The sequence below is a fragment of the Flavobacterium sp. FlaQc-57 genome, from assembly GCF_044007395.1.
GTDB lineage: Bacteria > Bacteroidota > Bacteroidia > Flavobacteriales > Flavobacteriaceae > Flavobacterium.
Window position 1 is genome coordinate 986,528 of record NZ_JBIPDA010000002.1, and the last position, 15,862, is coordinate 1,002,389.

General features: G+C 33.5%; 13 protein-coding genes. 4 read left to right on the forward strand and 9 right to left on the reverse strand.

Annotated features, from left to right (window positions below; translation table 11 throughout):
• Positions 1-3: 3 nt before the first annotated feature.
• From mrdA to purH, 5 genes are all read right to left on the reverse strand, one after another.
• Entirely contained in the window at positions 4-1,953 is a 1,950-nt protein-coding gene (mrdA, locus tag ACHRVZ_RS10235) for a penicillin-binding protein 2 (protein WP_395422283.1), read from the reverse strand.
• The gene (locus ACHRVZ_RS10240; RefSeq protein WP_395422284.1) at positions 1,950-2,456 is read right to left on the reverse strand and encodes a rod shape-determining protein MreD; all 507 of its coding nucleotides are present in this window, start codon (positions 2,454-2,456) and stop codon (positions 1,950-1,952) included. Before ACHRVZ_RS10240 ends, mrdA begins: the two co-directional genes overlap by 4 nt.
• Positions 2,449-3,273 (reverse strand): rod shape-determining protein MreC, encoded by an 825-nt coding sequence (mreC, locus tag ACHRVZ_RS10245; protein ID WP_395422286.1) that lies wholly within the window; start codon positions 3,271-3,273, stop codon positions 2,449-2,451. The genes ACHRVZ_RS10240 and mreC overlap by 8 nt, the downstream gene beginning before the upstream one ends.
• Before the next feature lie 110 nt (positions 3,274-3,383).
• Positions 3,384-4,412, reverse strand: a complete 1,029-nt coding sequence (locus ACHRVZ_RS10250) for a rod shape-determining protein (RefSeq protein ID WP_395422288.1) — start codon at positions 4,410-4,412, stop codon at positions 3,384-3,386.
• Between the two features lie 54 nt (positions 4,413-4,466).
• Positions 4,467-5,993, reverse strand: coding sequence for a bifunctional phosphoribosylaminoimidazolecarboxamide formyltransferase/IMP cyclohydrolase (gene purH, locus ACHRVZ_RS10255; RefSeq protein WP_395422289.1), 1,527 nt, complete (start codon positions 5,991-5,993; stop codon positions 4,467-4,469).
• Between the two features lie 166 nt (positions 5,994-6,159).
• Here purH and ACHRVZ_RS10260 point away from each other — a divergent pair, with 166 nt between their 5' ends.
• The 3 genes from ACHRVZ_RS10260 to ACHRVZ_RS10270 all read left to right on the forward strand — a co-directional run bounded on the left by ACHRVZ_RS10260 (position 6,160) and on the right by ACHRVZ_RS10270 (position 9,700).
• On the forward strand, positions 6,160-7,407 hold the full coding sequence (locus ACHRVZ_RS10260) for an ABC transporter permease (protein ID WP_395422291.1): 1,248 nt from the start codon (positions 6,160-6,162) through the stop codon (positions 7,405-7,407).
• A gap of 97 nt (positions 7,408-7,504) precedes the next feature.
• Entirely contained in the window at positions 7,505-8,551 is a 1,047-nt protein-coding gene (locus ACHRVZ_RS10265) for an NAD(P)-dependent alcohol dehydrogenase (protein ID WP_395422292.1), read from the forward strand.
• 258 nt (positions 8,552-8,809) lie between these two features.
• On the forward strand, positions 8,810-9,700 hold the full coding sequence (locus ACHRVZ_RS10270) for a cupin-like domain-containing protein (RefSeq protein ID WP_395422293.1): 891 nt from the start codon (positions 8,810-8,812) through the stop codon (positions 9,698-9,700).
• 93 nt (positions 9,701-9,793) lie between these two features.
• Here the strand turns inward: ACHRVZ_RS10270 and ACHRVZ_RS10275 are convergent, their stop codons facing one another.
• The 4 genes from ACHRVZ_RS10275 to ACHRVZ_RS10290 all read right to left on the reverse strand — a co-directional run bounded on the left by ACHRVZ_RS10275 (position 9,794) and on the right by ACHRVZ_RS10290 (position 15,092).
• Positions 9,794-10,261, reverse strand: coding sequence for a hypothetical protein (locus tag ACHRVZ_RS10275; protein ID WP_395422295.1), 468 nt, complete (start codon positions 10,259-10,261; stop codon positions 9,794-9,796).
• A 201-nt stretch (positions 10,262-10,462) separates the two neighbouring features.
• A complete protein-coding gene (gene accD, locus ACHRVZ_RS10280; RefSeq protein ID WP_041516538.1) occupies positions 10,463-11,317 on the reverse strand; it encodes an acetyl-CoA carboxylase, carboxyltransferase subunit beta in 855 nt (284 codons plus the stop codon).
• Between the two features lie 75 nt (positions 11,318-11,392).
• Entirely contained in the window at positions 11,393-12,460 is a 1,068-nt protein-coding gene (gene fbaA, locus ACHRVZ_RS10285) for a class II fructose-bisphosphate aldolase (RefSeq protein ID WP_395422296.1), read from the reverse strand.
• Positions 12,461-12,518: 58 nt separating this feature from the next.
• Positions 12,519-15,092 carry a BamA/TamA family outer membrane protein gene (locus tag ACHRVZ_RS10290; RefSeq protein WP_395422298.1) on the reverse strand — a complete coding sequence of 858 codons (2,574 nt, stop codon included), beginning with the start codon at positions 15,090-15,092 and terminating at the stop codon, positions 12,519-12,521.
• Between the two features lie 37 nt (positions 15,093-15,129).
• Here ACHRVZ_RS10290 and ACHRVZ_RS10295 point away from each other — a divergent pair, with 37 nt between their 5' ends.
• Positions 15,130-15,858, forward strand: coding sequence for a TrmH family RNA methyltransferase (locus ACHRVZ_RS10295; protein WP_395422300.1), 729 nt, complete (start codon positions 15,130-15,132; stop codon positions 15,856-15,858).
• Positions 15,859-15,862 lie beyond the last annotated feature (4 nt).

Below are 15,862 nucleotides of genomic sequence, written 5' to 3' on the forward strand. Positions count from 1 at the left end.
TTATTAGTTGTCTTTAGTGGTGTCTAAAGGTGTCTTTTTAATTTCTACTTGTGGTTTGATCATTTTGGCTTTCATAAGTGAATCTTTTGGAGTAGATTCAATCGCACTCGCTTCATTCATTCCTCCTAATTTTGCGTATTGACCTGCCAGGCTCTTATTTAAAACCCGAATTTCTAAATCATTTCGGGTAATTTTCTTCTTTAAATATTTTTCGATCATCAAACTTGCGATTGGACCTGCAATTGAAGCTCCAAAACCACCATTCTCGATCATAATTGCTATAGCAATTTTCGGGTTGTCCTTTGGGGCAAAAGCCACAAATATAGAGTGATCTTCAAGTTTTACTCTTTTTCCTCCAATTTTAGCATAGTTTTCTGCAGTTCCTGTTTTTCCACAAATATCAATTCCTTCGACTCTAAGTCTACTTGCTGTTCCTAAATTATAAACGTCAAACAAACCGCTTATAACAGGAGGGAAATACTTCTTGTCAATTGTAGTCTCGTGTTTAGTCGTAAATTTAGGATCTATTTTTTTACCTTCAATCTTTTTAATGATGTGAGGAGTATAATAATAACCTTGATTGGCTACTGTTGCCATCATATTCGCTAGCTGAATTGGAGTCATTAAAACCTCTCCCTGACCAATTGAGTTCGACACAATTGTTGTGCTTCGCCAGCCTCCGTTAGGATAGATTTTTTTATAGGTTTTAGAGGTTGGAATGTTTCCTTTCTTTCCAGTAGGTAAATCATAGCCCATAAACTGGCCTAATCCAAAGCTTTTTACGTGGTCACTCCACACATCAACGGCTTTACCAGGATTTGCATATTTGTTAATAGTCAACATGTAGGCCTGTGCAAAATAGGTGTTACAAGAATTATAAATTCCGTTGTGTAATTGGTGTGGACCAAAACCATGGCATTTCATAAAACGACCTCTACCATAGCTAAATCCATGGTGACACATAAAGGTGGTTTGTTCATTAATCACGCCTTCCTGAAGTGCTACTAAACCAGTTAAGATTTTAAAAGGAGAACCAGGAGGATATTCAGCTAAAAGGCCTCTGTCGTACAGTGGTTTTGCTATAGAATCGTGATATAAAAGTGTATAATTTTTGGATCTTTGTCTTCCAACTAAAATACCGGGGTCGTAAGATGGTGCAGTAACTAGAGCTAAAATCTCGCCAGATTTTGGTTCGATAGCTACAATTCCACCTCTTTTATTAATCATTAATTCCTCGCCGTATTTTTGAAGTTCGGCGTCGATTGTTAAATTAATATCTTCTCCGGCAACGGCAATAGTATCATATTTACCTTCTTTATATGAGCCAATTTCTCTATTGTATTTGTCTTTTTGAATGTATTTCACCCCTTTTATTCCGCGTAAAACTTCTTCGTAACTTTCTTCAACTCCTTGTTTTCCAATTAAATCGCCACTATTGTAGTAAGGGTTCTTAGCAATTAATTTTTCGTTTACCTGAGTAATGAATCCAAAAATATTTGCGCCATAGTCTACTTCATAATCACGAAGCGATCTTTTTTGAAAATAAAAGCCTTCAAATTTTCTTATTTTTTCCTGAAAAGCAGCAAATTCACTTTTGTTTAACTGAGGTAGAAATACGGAAGGTAGCCTGGGGCTATAAACCTTGGCTTTTGCAATTTTTTTTTCGTAATCTTCTTTTGTAATATTTAATAAAGTACAAAGTTCAGTGACATTAAGATCTTCTTTAATGTCTCTTGGGATGACCATAATATCGTAAGATGCCTGATTAGCAACTAATAATTTTCCATTTCTATCATAAATATAGCCTCTTTCAGGATAGTCATATACTTTTTTTATCGCGTTACTTTCTGATTTTAATTTGAATGAATCATCAATAATTTGAAGATAAAATATCCTCATCACTAGCAAAGATGCTGCAATAATAATTAAAGAGGGCAGCAGAACTTTTCTCATCTTTTATTGGGCTTAATAAGATAAATTATAATGATTGAGGTAATTATTGTAAATATTGTGCTGAATAGTGTTCGCAGTAAAATGTCCAGAATAAACTTAAACTGAAAAGCTTCCAGTGTAAAAAGTACAATGTGATGGATTAAAACAGATACTAGAATAAATGAAAATCGCTCAGGTGTTAATGATTCGTTTAATCTAATGGTTTGATATTCATAGCTTAATCCGAAAGAGAACTTAAAGATGTAAGGCCTGTAATAGGCTAGTATGACACAAGCTGTAGCGTGAATACCTCCGGAATTGCAAAACATATCCATTATTAAACCAAGTAAAAAACTAGAGACAATTAAACCTGTTCTATTGCTGTTTACCGGATACAAAATGATGTATAGCAGGTATGGGAAGGGACTTATATACCCTAAAAAATTCATATTATTGAAAATAACAATCTGAATTGCTAGTAACATAATAAAACGAAAAATATTGACTAACAAAGCGCTATTCATCTTTTCCTTTTTTTTCTAAATTAATAAGTTCTTCTCTGTCCTTACTTTTGATAATATAAACGTGGCCTAAGTTCGTCATATCGTTAAATAGTTTAACGTTTATGAAGTAATAGCTGGTGTTTTCTTTTGTTTGTATTTTATCAACCGTACCAATATTTATTCCTTCTGGGAAAATTACAGACTGTCCTCCAGTAACAACGGTATCACCTTTTCTTATCGAAGCTAAACGAGGCACATCTTCCAATTGAACAAAACCTGTGCTTTTTCCGTTCCAGGTGAGTGAGCCAAAGTGATTTGATTTTTTCAATTTAGCATTAATCTGTGACTTCATATTCAAGATACTAATAACTGTTGAATATCTTGGAGAAGTATTGTCGATAACACCAACAATTCCTAAACTGTTTATAACGCCCATGTCTGGTTTAATACCATCATTTGCTCCCGAATTTAAGGTAAGGTAGTTTTCGTGCGTATTGTATGAATTGTGAATTACTTTTGAAACAATAATATCTGCAGGTTTTACTCCTTTAATACTGTCAGGCAAAGGTAGTTTTGTAGTGTCTTCTTTATTGAATAATAGACTTTTTAATCTTGCGTTTTCAAGTACAAGTTCGTCATTTTGGGTTCTTAAATTCAAATATTCATCAATACGATTAATTCTTTCATAAACACCTCCGCTTAAAAAATTAGCAGAACTGATTACTTTGCTTCTATGATATGAATGTGATTGAATTGTGAGCGCCAACGAAATACCTAAAAGCAGCAAAAACAGCAATCGATTACTGTTTCTTATAAGAAAATTAAAAATTTGCTGCATTTCTTGTTCGGTTATTTTGTTTCAGGATATGCTTAATGTTTCAAGTTTTATAAGAGTCAAATTTTATTAATTTGACTCTTATAAAAGTATATTGATTGTTATTACGAATCTTATTTAATTAAGATACTTTTAAATTTTGAAATGTTTTTAAGTGCCATTCCAGTTCCACGAACAACAGCTCTTAAAGGATCTTCAGCAATATAAACAGGTAAATCTGTTTTTTGTGAAATACGTTTGTCAAGACCTCTAAGCATAGATCCACCACCCGCTAAATAGATACCAGTATTATAGATATCTGCTGCTAACTCTGGAGGAGTTTGAGATAACGTTTCCATTACAGCATCTTCAATTCGTTGAATAGATTTGTCCAATGCTTTAGCAATTTCACGGTAAGAAACATCAACTTGTTTTGGTTTACCCGTAAGTAAATCTCTACCTTGAACAGACATATCTTCTGGTGGGCTCTCTAAATCTTCGATCGCGGCACCAATTTGAATTTTTATTTTTTCAGCAGTACTTTCTCCAACAAAAAGGTTGTGTTGTGTACGCATATAATAAACGATATCATTTGTAAAAACGTCACCTGCAATTTTTACAGATTTGTCACATACAATACCACCTAATGCAATAACAGCAATTTCGGTTGTACCACCTCCAATATCAACAATCATGTTTCCTTTTGGTTGCATAATGTCAATACCAATACCAATCGCTGCTGCCATAGGCTCATGAATTAAGTAAACTTCTTTGCCGTTTACTCTTTCGCATGATTCTTTTACAGCTCTCATTTCAACCTCAGTAATACCAGACGGAATACAAACTACCATGCGCAAAGCAGGAGTGAACATTCTTTTTTTCAATGCAGGAATACTTTTAATGAACATGTTGATCATTTTTTCTGAAGCATCAAAATCGGCAATTACACCATCCTTCAAAGGCCTTATGGTCTTGATGTTTTCATGCGTTTTACCTTGCATCATATTGGCTTCCTTACCAACAGCAATGATTTTGCCTGATATTCTATCACGTGCAACGATCGACGGACTATCAATAACAACTTTATCATTATGTATGATTAAAGTGTTTGCGGTACCAAGGTCTATCGCAATATCCTCGGTCATGAAATCAAAAAATCCCATAAGTTTTTTAGGGGTTTAAAATGTTATAAATTATTTTGAACAAAGTTAAACAAATTAATGTTTAAAATGACGAGTTCCAGTAAATACCATTGCAAGATTATTTTCATTGCAATAATTTATGCTTAATTCGTCTTTTATTGAGCCTCCTGGCTGAATTACAGCAGTTATTCCTGCTTTTTTGGCTAATTCTACACAATCCGGAAACGGAAAAAATGCATCGCTTGCCATTGAAGCGCCGGTTAAATCAAATCCAAAAGCTTTTGCTTTGTCAACTGCTTGTACTAATGCATCTACTCTTGAAGTCTGACCTGTTCCTGACGAAATTAATGTTCCGTTTTTTGCAAAAACAATCGTATTTGATTTTGTGTTTTTACAAATTTTTGAAGCAAATATTAAATCTTCTATTTCAGAAGCAGTAGGTTCTGTAGTAGTAACGGTTTTTAAATGCTCTTTAGTATCTGTAATATTATTTCTGTCCTGAATTAACAAACCATTAAGACAAGTTCGTACTTGTCGTGAAGGTAATTCTACTTCATTTTGAATTAATATAATTCTGTTTTTCTTTTCTTGTAAAACTGCAATTGCATCATCATCATAACTTGGAGCAATCACTACTTCACAAAACAATTTGTTGATTTCCTGAGCTGTAGCCAAATCAATTTTTGTATTTGCAATCAAAACTCCACCAAATGCTGAAGTTGGATCGCAAGCTAAAGCTGCTAAATAAGCCTCGCTAATAGTTTTTCTGGAAGCTAAACCACAAGCATTGTTATGTTTTAAAATTGCAAACGTCGGTCCGTCAGTTTTAAACTCATTTATTAAGTTTACTGCTGCATCAACATCTAATAAATTATTGTAAGATAATTCTTTTCCGTGAACTTTCTTGAACATTGCATCAAAATCTCCAAAAAAGAAACCTTTTTGGTGGGGATTTTCTCCATATCTTAAAATCTGACCATTGTCGATACTTTCTTTATAGATCGTTTCGTCAGTATTGAAGTAGTTAAAAATAGCACCATCATAGTGAGATGAAACGTGAAATGCTTTTGTTGCAAGCAATCTTCTGTTTTCTAAAGTTGTAGCTCCGTTTTGCTCTGTAATTAAATCTAAAAGTAAGCTATACTCATTTACTGAAGCAACAATTACAGTGTCTTTGAAGTTTTTTGCACCTGCGCGAATTAGTGAAATTCCGCCAATGTCAATTTTTTCGATGATATCTTGTTCACTGGCACCTGAAGCAACAGTTTTTTCAAACGGATACAAATCAACAATTACCAAATCGATTTGAGGAATATCAAACTCCTTCATTTGTTGAACATCACTTTCATTGTCCTGGCGGTTCAAGATTCCTCCAAAAATTTTTGGGTGTAAAGTTTTTACTCTTCCTCCAAGAATCTCAGGGAAAGAAGTAATGTCTTCAACAGGAACTACTGGGATTCCAAGGTTTTTGATGAAGTCTTCAGTTCCTCCAGTCGAATAAAGAGTTACATTTTGTTCGTGTAATTTTCTAACGATTGGCTCTAGTCCATCCTTCGAAAAAACTGAAATTAATGCTGATTGTATTGTTTTAGTTGTGCTCATTGTGTAGTTATGATTTTTCAGACTGCAAAAGTAGTTTTTTTAAATATTATTTTAAAGAAAAATACTGTAACATTATGCTAAAAAAATCTACTGATGAGTTAGTTAACTTTTATTAGGTTTTTGTTTTTAATTTATTGAATTTTACTTTAATGAAAAATACACATACATGCTGGTTTATCTAAGGTTATTAAAAGAAAGTTTTCGCTTTGCTATAAATGCTTTGCGAAATAATAAATTACGTACGTTGTTGTCGTTGTTGGGTGTTACGATTGGTATTTTTTCAATCATTGCTGTTCTGGCAGCGGTAGATTCTTTAGATAGAAAAATTTCAAAAGATTTGAGTAGCTTAGATAAAAATACAATTTATTTAATGAAGTTTTGTTTTGGTCCGTCAGAAATTCCGCAATGGAAAAGAGAACAGTTTCCAAATGTAAAATATGACGAATATATTGCTTTGAAAAATTCCCTTAATAATACAGAGCAAGTCGCCTATCAGCTTTTTGTAAACCATGAAAGTTTAAAGTACGATTCAAAAACGGTAAGTGATGTAAATATTATTCCTTCGTCAAACGAAATGGTCGATATTGACGGATTAAGTTTTGATAAAGGAAGATTTTATAATGAGTCTGAATCAAATTCAGGAACTGCCGTAATTGTTTTAGGATATGATATTGCCGAAGGACTTTTTGGAACAAGTGATCCTATCGGGAAAAATATTCGATTGTACGGTCAGCGCTTCACGGTAATTGGAGTAATTGCAAAACAAGGTGCTGGATTTTTTGGAGATAGTAATGATACATCAGTTTATTTACCGGCTAATTTTTTGCGTAAAATGTATGGTGACAGTGATGCAATGACGCCAGTAATTGTAATAAAACCTGAAAAAGGGGTGGATATGGATGCTTATAAAGCACAAGTGGCCCAGAAATTAAGAGCAGTGCGCGGAATGAAAGCCGGAGAAATGGATAATTTCTTTGTTAACGTGCTTTCTGGTTTTACTGATTTTATTGATGGTATTTTAGGAAGTTTAAGAGTCGGCGGAATTGGGATAAGCTTTTTCTCTTTCTTGGTTGGAGGTTTTGGAGTGGCCAATATTATGTTTGTTTCTGTAAAAGAACGTACCAATTTAATTGGTATTCAAAAATCTCTGGGAGCGAAAAATCGATTCATACTCTTTCAATTTTTGTTCGAAGCTATAATACTTTGTTTGATTGGCGGGATAATTGGTTTAGTTATCGTTTGGCTTTTGTCAATTCTATTGACCAATTTATTAGATTTTGAATTTGTCTTAAGTATTTGGAATGTAATTATTGGAGGCGGATTGTCAATTTTTGTTGGATTAATTTCAGGAATCTTGCCTGCAATTTCAGCTGCAAAATTAGATCCGGTTGAAGCCATAAGAACCGGGATGTAAAAATCAAATTCTAAAATTTATATTTTAATAGCCTTAACTTTCTGTTTCTTGTAGAATTTTGTCGTAATTTTAATACCCTAATTAAAAAAATGATAATATGATACCAGTAAAAGCTTATGCGGCATATGATGCCGTAAATCCGTTAAAACCCTATACGTTTGAAAGAAAAGAAGTTGGTGCTCATCAGGTTCAGATAGAAATTTTATACAGTGGCGTTTGCCATTCAGATATTCATACAGCAAAAGGCGATTGGGGTCCGGTAGATTATCCTTTAGTTCCAGGACATGAAATTGTTGGCCGAATTGTAAAGGTTGGGAGTGAAGTTTCTAAATTTAAAGTGGGGGAATTAGCCGGAGTTGGTTGCTTTGTCGATTCGTGTAGAGTTTGCCCGAGTTGTAAGTCAGGCGAGGAACAGTTTTGCGATGAAGGAATGACAGGTACTTATAACAGTGTAGAGAGAGGAACTAATATTCCGACCCGAGGCGGATATTCAACAAGTATTATTGTTGACGAAAGTTATACACTTCACGTTTCTGAAAAATTAGATATAAAAGGAGTTGCTCCGTTATTATGTGCAGGAATTACAACATATTCTCCATTGCGTTATTTAAAAGTAGGTAAAGGTCATAAAGTTGGAGTTTTAGGTCTAGGGGGATTGGGGCATATGGCGGTGAAATTTGCCGTTTCTTTTGGTGCCGAAGTTACAATGTTGAGCCATTCTCCATCTAAAGAAGCTGATGCGAAAAAATTAGGAGCGCATAAATTTGCCTTAACTTCAGATCCTGCAACAATGGAATCTCTAGCCAATAGTTTTGATTTTATACTGAATACTGTTTCTGCAAAACACGACCATAATGCTTATTTGAATTTATTAACGACTAACGGAACGATGATTGTTGTTGGAGCACCTCCGGCACCGGCTGAAATCCCTGTTTTTACTTTAATTATGAAAAGAAGAAGCATTATTGGAAGTTTGATTGGTGGAATTAAAGAAACTCAGGAAATGTTAGATTACTGCGCTGAACATAATATTACTTCAGATGTTGAAATTATCGATATGTCGTACATTAATGAAGCTTACGATCGTATGAATAAAAGTGATGTAAAGTATCGTTTCGTAATTGATATGGCGTCTTTAAAATAGGTTCAAAGTTGTAGAGTAGCAAAGGTTCAAAGGTTTCTTTTATTGAGTTAATACTTTGTGTCTTTAAAGAAACGTAAAACAAAAAACCGAAGAATATTTCTTCGGTTTTTTTTATGATCTGGAATTTTGTCTACATAGTAGTTAATGATGAAGTTATTACAATTGCAAAACAATGCAATTGTAATATTTTACTGTAAATTTTGTAAGCTGGAAATAATTGGATAAATTTGGTAATAGACAATTTAAATTACTGATTAAATGAGCTTTATACTTAAACCTGTTGATGTTGTTGAGTCTATTTCTAGAAAAGATTTTAAAAAGAACTATTTAGATAAAAGAAAGCCTTTGATTATAAAAGGGTTGTCAAAAGATTGGCCTGCGCGTGAAAAATGGTCAACAGATTATTTTAAGCAAATTGCAGGAGATATTGAGGTAAAGCTTGTTGATAATTCTAAAGCAGATCCAAGAAAAGTAATTAATGCCTCAATTGCTACTATGAAATTTGGTGATTATCTGGATTTGATAAAAAGAGAGCCAACAGAATTGCGTATATTTTTCTTTAATCTTTTTAAACACGCGCCGGAATTGGTTCACGATGTGAAAGTTCCCAAAGAGTTAATGGGCGGTTTTATAGAAAGCATGCCGGCAATGTTTTTTGGAGGATCGAGTGCGATAACCTTTTTGCATTATGATATCGATTTGCCGCATCTTTTTCATACCCATTTTGGAGGAAGAAAACACATTATATTATTTGATAATAAGTGGAAGAAAAGACTTTACTGCGTTCCAAATACTACCTATGCCTTAGAAGACTATGATGTTGCCAACCCTGATTTCGAAAAATTTCCAGCTTTAAAAGGTGTTGAAGGTTATGAAGTTTTTCTGGAACATGGTGACACATTATTCATGCCAACCGGAATGTGGCATTGGATGCGTTACATCGATGGCTCTTTCTCTCTTACTCTTCGTGCATGGGATCAGTCTATAGTTAGAAAAATGGCTAGTGTTTGGAGTTTATTTATGCATGGCGCAGTAGATAGTACCATAAAAATAGTTTTTAGAGAGCGTTATGCGATATGGCGTGAGAAACTTGCTTTTAAAATTGCCGAAAGAGAATTGAGAAATGACAGGCCAAGAAATATTCGGTAGGAATTAAATATTGGTAGCAACGGAATTTTTCCGTTGTGAGATAAGGTGATACGTTAAAAAGTTCCGTAGAAACGATATATTAATGATCCAATATTAGTTCTTATTTGGGAACTTAATTTTAGTTCGGTCCCATTTTATAGAGTCAGAATAATAGTAGTCATTATTATTGGTTTTGTATTTTAAAACAGTATCTTCTTCTTGAGTTGTTCTTCTTATCGCATAAGCTTGCAGTTTATTTTTATTTATAAAATTGAAAAAAGAAGTATTTTTTATAGTGTCATTTTGAGAGGCAACAATTAATATTCGTCTGTTTTTCTCTTTGTTTAGAATGTTTTCTGATAAAAAATCATCTAAGCTTGTTTCGGGGATTTTGACAATGTCTTTCGGTTGTAGATCAAGAAAATGTGGAAGTGTATCTTTTTCACTACCATAACTACAAAATTCAAGGAAGTATCTTTTTTGATAAAAATATAAATTCCCTTTTTTGTCAATTATTAATTGGCTTTCTCCATAGAAACCTTTTGGAGGAAGAGGAATATTTCCTTTTTTTAAATTTTGCAAAAATTTCCGATTTTCAGATGAAATAACGTAAGACTTATTTTTCTCAACAATCTTTTCTTCTTTCTTGCTACAATTGAAGAGAAAAAGACAAATCATAAAAACAATAAAAAGTCTTGTCATAATTTAAGATTTAAAATAAAGATATAAAAAAATCCCATTTGCCGAGGCGAATGGGATTTTATATGTTAAGAAGTTCGAGAACTATCTAATGTCATTATTTTGAATCAAATCGATATACAAGTTAATTTTGTCTTTCAATTCTTTTCTAGGCGTGATAAAGTCTAAGAAACCGTGCTCTAAAAGAAACTCAGCAGTCTGGAAGCCTTCCGGTAAATCTTTTCCTGTAGTATCACGAACAACACGAGGACCAGCAAAACCAATCAAAGCACCCGGCTCAGAGATATTAATGTCTCCTAACATTGCGTATGATGCAGTTGTTCCTCCAGTAGTTGGGTCAGTACAAAGAGAGATATAAGGTAATTTAGCTTCGGCTAGTTGAGCCAATTTTACAGATGTTTTTGCTAATTGCATTAATGAATAAGCAGCTTCCATCATACGAGCTCCACCAGATTTAGAAATCATTACAAAAGGCAATTTGTTTTTGATCGCGTGATCAATACCTCTGGCAATTTTTTCTCCAACAACAGCTCCCATAGATCCACCAATAAAGGCAAAATCCATAGCACAAATTACAAGTTCTTTTCCTTTAGATTTACCCACTCCAGTACGCACAGCGTCTTTAAGGTGAGTTTTCTCCATTACATCTTTCAATCGTTCTGCATATTTTTTTGTATCCACAAAATGCAAAGGATCTTTAGAGGTCATGTTTTTGTCTAATTCAACAAATTCATTATTGTCGAATAAGATTTCAAAATAGGTTGCGCTTCCAATTCTAACGTGAAAATCATCTTCAGGACTCACAAATAAGTTTCTCGCTAATTCGTCAGCATCAATAATTTTTCCGGTAGGAGATTTGTACCACAATCCTTTCGGAACGTCCATTTTATCTTCAGTCGCAGTCGTAATCCCTTTTTCCTGTCTTTTAAACCAAGCCATATTGAATGTTTTTTTTGTTTCAGGTTTAAAGCTTAAAGTTGTGAAACATTAAACCTGAAACTTTAAACTTTTATATTATAGTGTATTCACATTATTTAAATCTGCAAAAGCTTGCTCAAGTCTTGTGTTGAATGTCACTTCGCTTTCACGAACCCATCTTCTTGGGTCATAGTATTTTTTGTTAGGAACATCAGCACCTTCTGGGTTACCAATTTGAGTTTTTAAATAGTCAATGTTTTTAACCATATAATCACGAATTCCTTCCGTATATGCAAATTGTAAATCTGTATCAATGTTCATTTTGATAACTCCGTATCCAATAGCTTCTCTAATTTCTTCAATTGTAGAACCTGAACCTCCGTGGAAGACGAAATCTACTGGGTTAGCACCAGTTTTGAATTTGTCTTGAACGAAATCCTGAGAGTTTTTTAAGATTTTTGGAGTTAATTTTACGTTTCCTGGTTTGTAAACACCGTGAACGTTACCAAAAGCTGCTGCAATTGTAAATTTAGGGCTTATTTTAGAAAGCTCTTCGTAAGCATAAGCTACTTCTTCTGGTTGAGTGTATAATTTTGAGCTATCAACATCAGAGTTGTCAACACCATCTTCTTCACCACCTGTAATACCAAGTTCGATTTCTAATGTCATACCCATTTTGCTCATTCTAGCTAAATATTCTTTACAGATCTCAATATTTTCTTCGATTGGCTCCTCAGACAAATCGATCATATGAGAACTGAATAATGGTTTTCCTGTTTCTGCAAAATGTTTTTCAGAAGCATCTAATAAACCATCAATCCAAGGTAATAATTTTTTTGCACAGTGGTCAGTATGTAAAATTACAGTTGCACCGTAAGCTTCTGCCAATGTATGAATGTGTTTTGCTCCGGCGATTCCTCCAGCGATTGCTGATTTTTCACCTGCGTTAGATAATCCTTTTCCAGCGTTAAATTGTGCTCCTCCGTTAGAAAATTGAATGATAACTGGCGCGTTTAGTTTTGCTGCAGTTTCAAGTACTCCATTGATTGTGCTAGACCCTGTAACGTTTACAGCTGGTAAAGCAAAACCTTTTTCTTTTGCATAATTAAAAATTTCCTGAACCTGATCTCCTGTAGCTACTCCCGGTTTAATATTGTGTGCCATTGTAATTTTTTTTAGTTGTTTTTAGTTTTTAGGTTGCAAAAATAAGAATTAATTAGCATTAGAACGGATAATTTATTCCAAAATTTAAAACCGAGTGCCCAAAATTGTATTCTTTAAACCAACGATCTCCTTTGTCATGTGCTGGATTATAGGTCTTAAAGCCTAAATCTAGACGAATAACAAAAAAGCTTAAATCGTAACGTAAACCAAATCCTGAACCCAAAGCAATTTCAGCTAAATCGTTTACGCTGTCAAATTTTGCCTTTTCGTCAACGACATTATCGAGTACATTCCAGATATTTCCGGCATCTGCAAAGATGGCTCCTTTGACATCTCCAAACACTTTAAAACGAAATTCAGCACTAAAAGCGATTTTCATATTTGCCTCGTTAAAATCTCGTACTGCATTTGTGCTTCCGGGACCAAGAGAGTACGGCTGCCAGGCTCGATTATCATTTGAACCTCCTGAATAATAACTTCGTGAAAACGGAATATAATCTGAATTGCCAAAAGGAATTGCGATTCCAAAAAAGCTTCGTACAGCTAATACTTTTTCTTTTCCAAAATCCCAGTGCTTAATATAATCAAATTCTGTTTTTATATATTCTGAGTATTCTAAATTGAAAATTTCATAATTGCCTCTTGCATTCTTGGGTAAATTTCCAAGACTCGAAATCGCTGACAATAAAGTTCCTGCTGATTCTACTTTAGTTTTAAATTGGTAAAACGTGTTGTCGGCAAGATCTTTTTTAGTTGTTTTAGTAAATGTATAACTGGTGGCAAGAATAAAATCATTCTCAGTTAATCTTCTTCTTCTTTCTTCAATGCTTTCTACGTCTTTATATTCAGCCATTCCTGGCTTTAAAGCTGTTTTATCAGTTAGTACATCAGTAGTGAAGCCTGTAGTTCCTTTAGGAATGGTTAGATTTTTTTGAAGTTGTTGAGCAGGATCATCTCCCCAGTTACTGAGTGTTTCATTGTAATCTTTACCAATATTATTTAATTCGTCGTAAGAAGATGTATAAACATTAAAGTAATTGTCCGGATTTAAATTACGGACAAATTGGGCGTTTAACAATTCAAGTTTTGCGGTATTGTTTCTTTTTGGAGACCAATTGTAAGCCAATCCACCAGTAAAGTTTTCTTTGTCAAGACCTATGTTTCTTTGTTTTGAGAAACCAGCTGAAATACTGGTAGAAGGGATCATTCTTTTTGGAATAATTTTCTCTGTTCCAAAAGGCATTAAAATTCTTGGAAAATTTAATTTTAAATCAACACCATATTCTGAAACATTGAAAAAGTTGTTATTGGGGTTTGCCATGTCTTTTGAAGAACCCAAATTTAAACGCGTAGAAATTTCCAGAGTTTCAGCCCTGTTAAAAACGTTTCTAATTGTTTCAGAGATACTGGCGCCAATACCAAAATCCTGAATATTAGAGTGTGTCACGTCAAAAGTCGCACCAAAACTATATTTCTTTCTTGGTGTCAAGTAAACTTTTGCAATTAAAGACTGTGCCGTTGAGTCGCGTTTATCAACTTCATATTGAATCGAAGGATAATTAAAGATTTTTAAGTTGTTTAAATATCTTGAAGAAAGTGTTGTTCTGGTGTCAGAAAAAGTACTTCCTTTATTAATAAAAACAGCGTCTGTAATGGCGCGAGGTTTATATTTTAACTTTTTGTAGCTGTATAAATTAAAGTTGTTGTACGTTGTGCTGTCAGTGATTTTGGTTTTTGCATTTGCCGCCGAATAATCGGTAAAAATGTTTACATCACTTATTTTATACAATTTAAAAGGTTCGGTTCTGCTTGAATCTTTTTCCTGGATATTATTATTGTTAATAATTAAAGTCACATTTGCTTTGTTCTTCTTGCCAATTGTGTCAATGTCGAAAGTTATGTAAGTTGGCTGAAAAAAGTAAGCACCGTGATTTCTAAAATAAGTGGTAAGACGATTTTTTTCTTCTTCAAAATCAGAGGTTTTGTATTGGTTTCCTGATTTTAAAAATGAAGGTTCAGTATTGTTTCTGTATAATGAATCTAATGCAGGAGTCATTATATTGGTTTTAATAGTATCTAAAGTATATGCCGGTCCGGTTGTAATATTGTAATTTATTTTGGCTTTTTTCTTTGCGATACTATCAATGGTGTAATCTGTTGTAACATTAAAATAACCACTATTGAAGTAGTAAAACTTCAAACGTAAAAGAGATTTTTTTGTTTTTGCTGTATCAATAATTACAGGAGCTTCTCCAGTGTTTTTTAGAAACTCATTAAGGCCTTTATTCAAGAAAGATTGTCCGAGACGATCTACTTGTTTTGCTGATAAAAGTTTTGCCTGACGCTCATATAAGCCCGGATGTTTTTTAAATTTTGCCTGATAAGTTGAGTCTGGGTTTAAGTTGGCCAAATTGTATAAGTTCAAACGTAAGCGATACCCCAACAAAGTACCATTTGGTTTTTGATACATTTGGTTAGAAGCAGTTTCGTCACTGGTAGCCTTGCCATTTACAAGGATATTATTTTTAACAAGAAGGTTTTTTCCATCAGGAACTCTTTTTACAGCATTACAAGCACAAATAAATGTTGCTATTAGAATAAATGCTATTATTTTTGTGGAATTCTTTTTCAAGTGTTCTTAAATATTTAATTCAAAAGTACATTATTTTATGGTTAGTAAAAACCAAATAAAACTTATCTCAAGTTTACATCAAAAAAAGCAACGTTTTGCAAATCAATTATTTTTCGCCGAAGGAGTAAAAGTAATTCAAGAATTGTTGCAATCCAATTTTGAATTAGAGCATTTATACACGACTCTAAATGATTTTGAAGCAGTTCAATCTTCAAAACGCACTTTAATTAACGCACAAGAACTTAAAAAAATAAGTGCTTTGGCTACTCCAAATACTTGTTTAGCGGTGTTCAAAATGCCTGTCGAAAATAAAATTATCAATTCAGGTTTAATCTTGGCTTTAGACGACATTCGTGATCCAGGAAATTTGGGCACTATTTTACGTCTTTGCGACTGGTTTGGTATCAAACAAATTATCTGCTCAAAAGAGACTGTCGATATTTACAATCCAAAAGTTGTGCAAGCAACAATGGGGTCAATTACCAGAGTAAACGTAAATTATGTTGATTTAAAAACTTTTATAAGCCAAACAAAGCTATCTGTTTTTGGAACCTTTATGGACGGCGAAAATATTTATCAATCAAGTTTGCCAAAAGAGGGAATCATTATTATGGGTAATGAAGCCAACGGTATTTCGGCTGAGATTGAAGAAATGGTTACAAGCCGTCTTACAATTCCTAGATTTGGAGAGTTACAAAAAACAGAAAGTTTAAATGTAGCTACAGCAACCGCAATTATTCTTAGTGAATTTAAACGAAATAGTTAAGGAT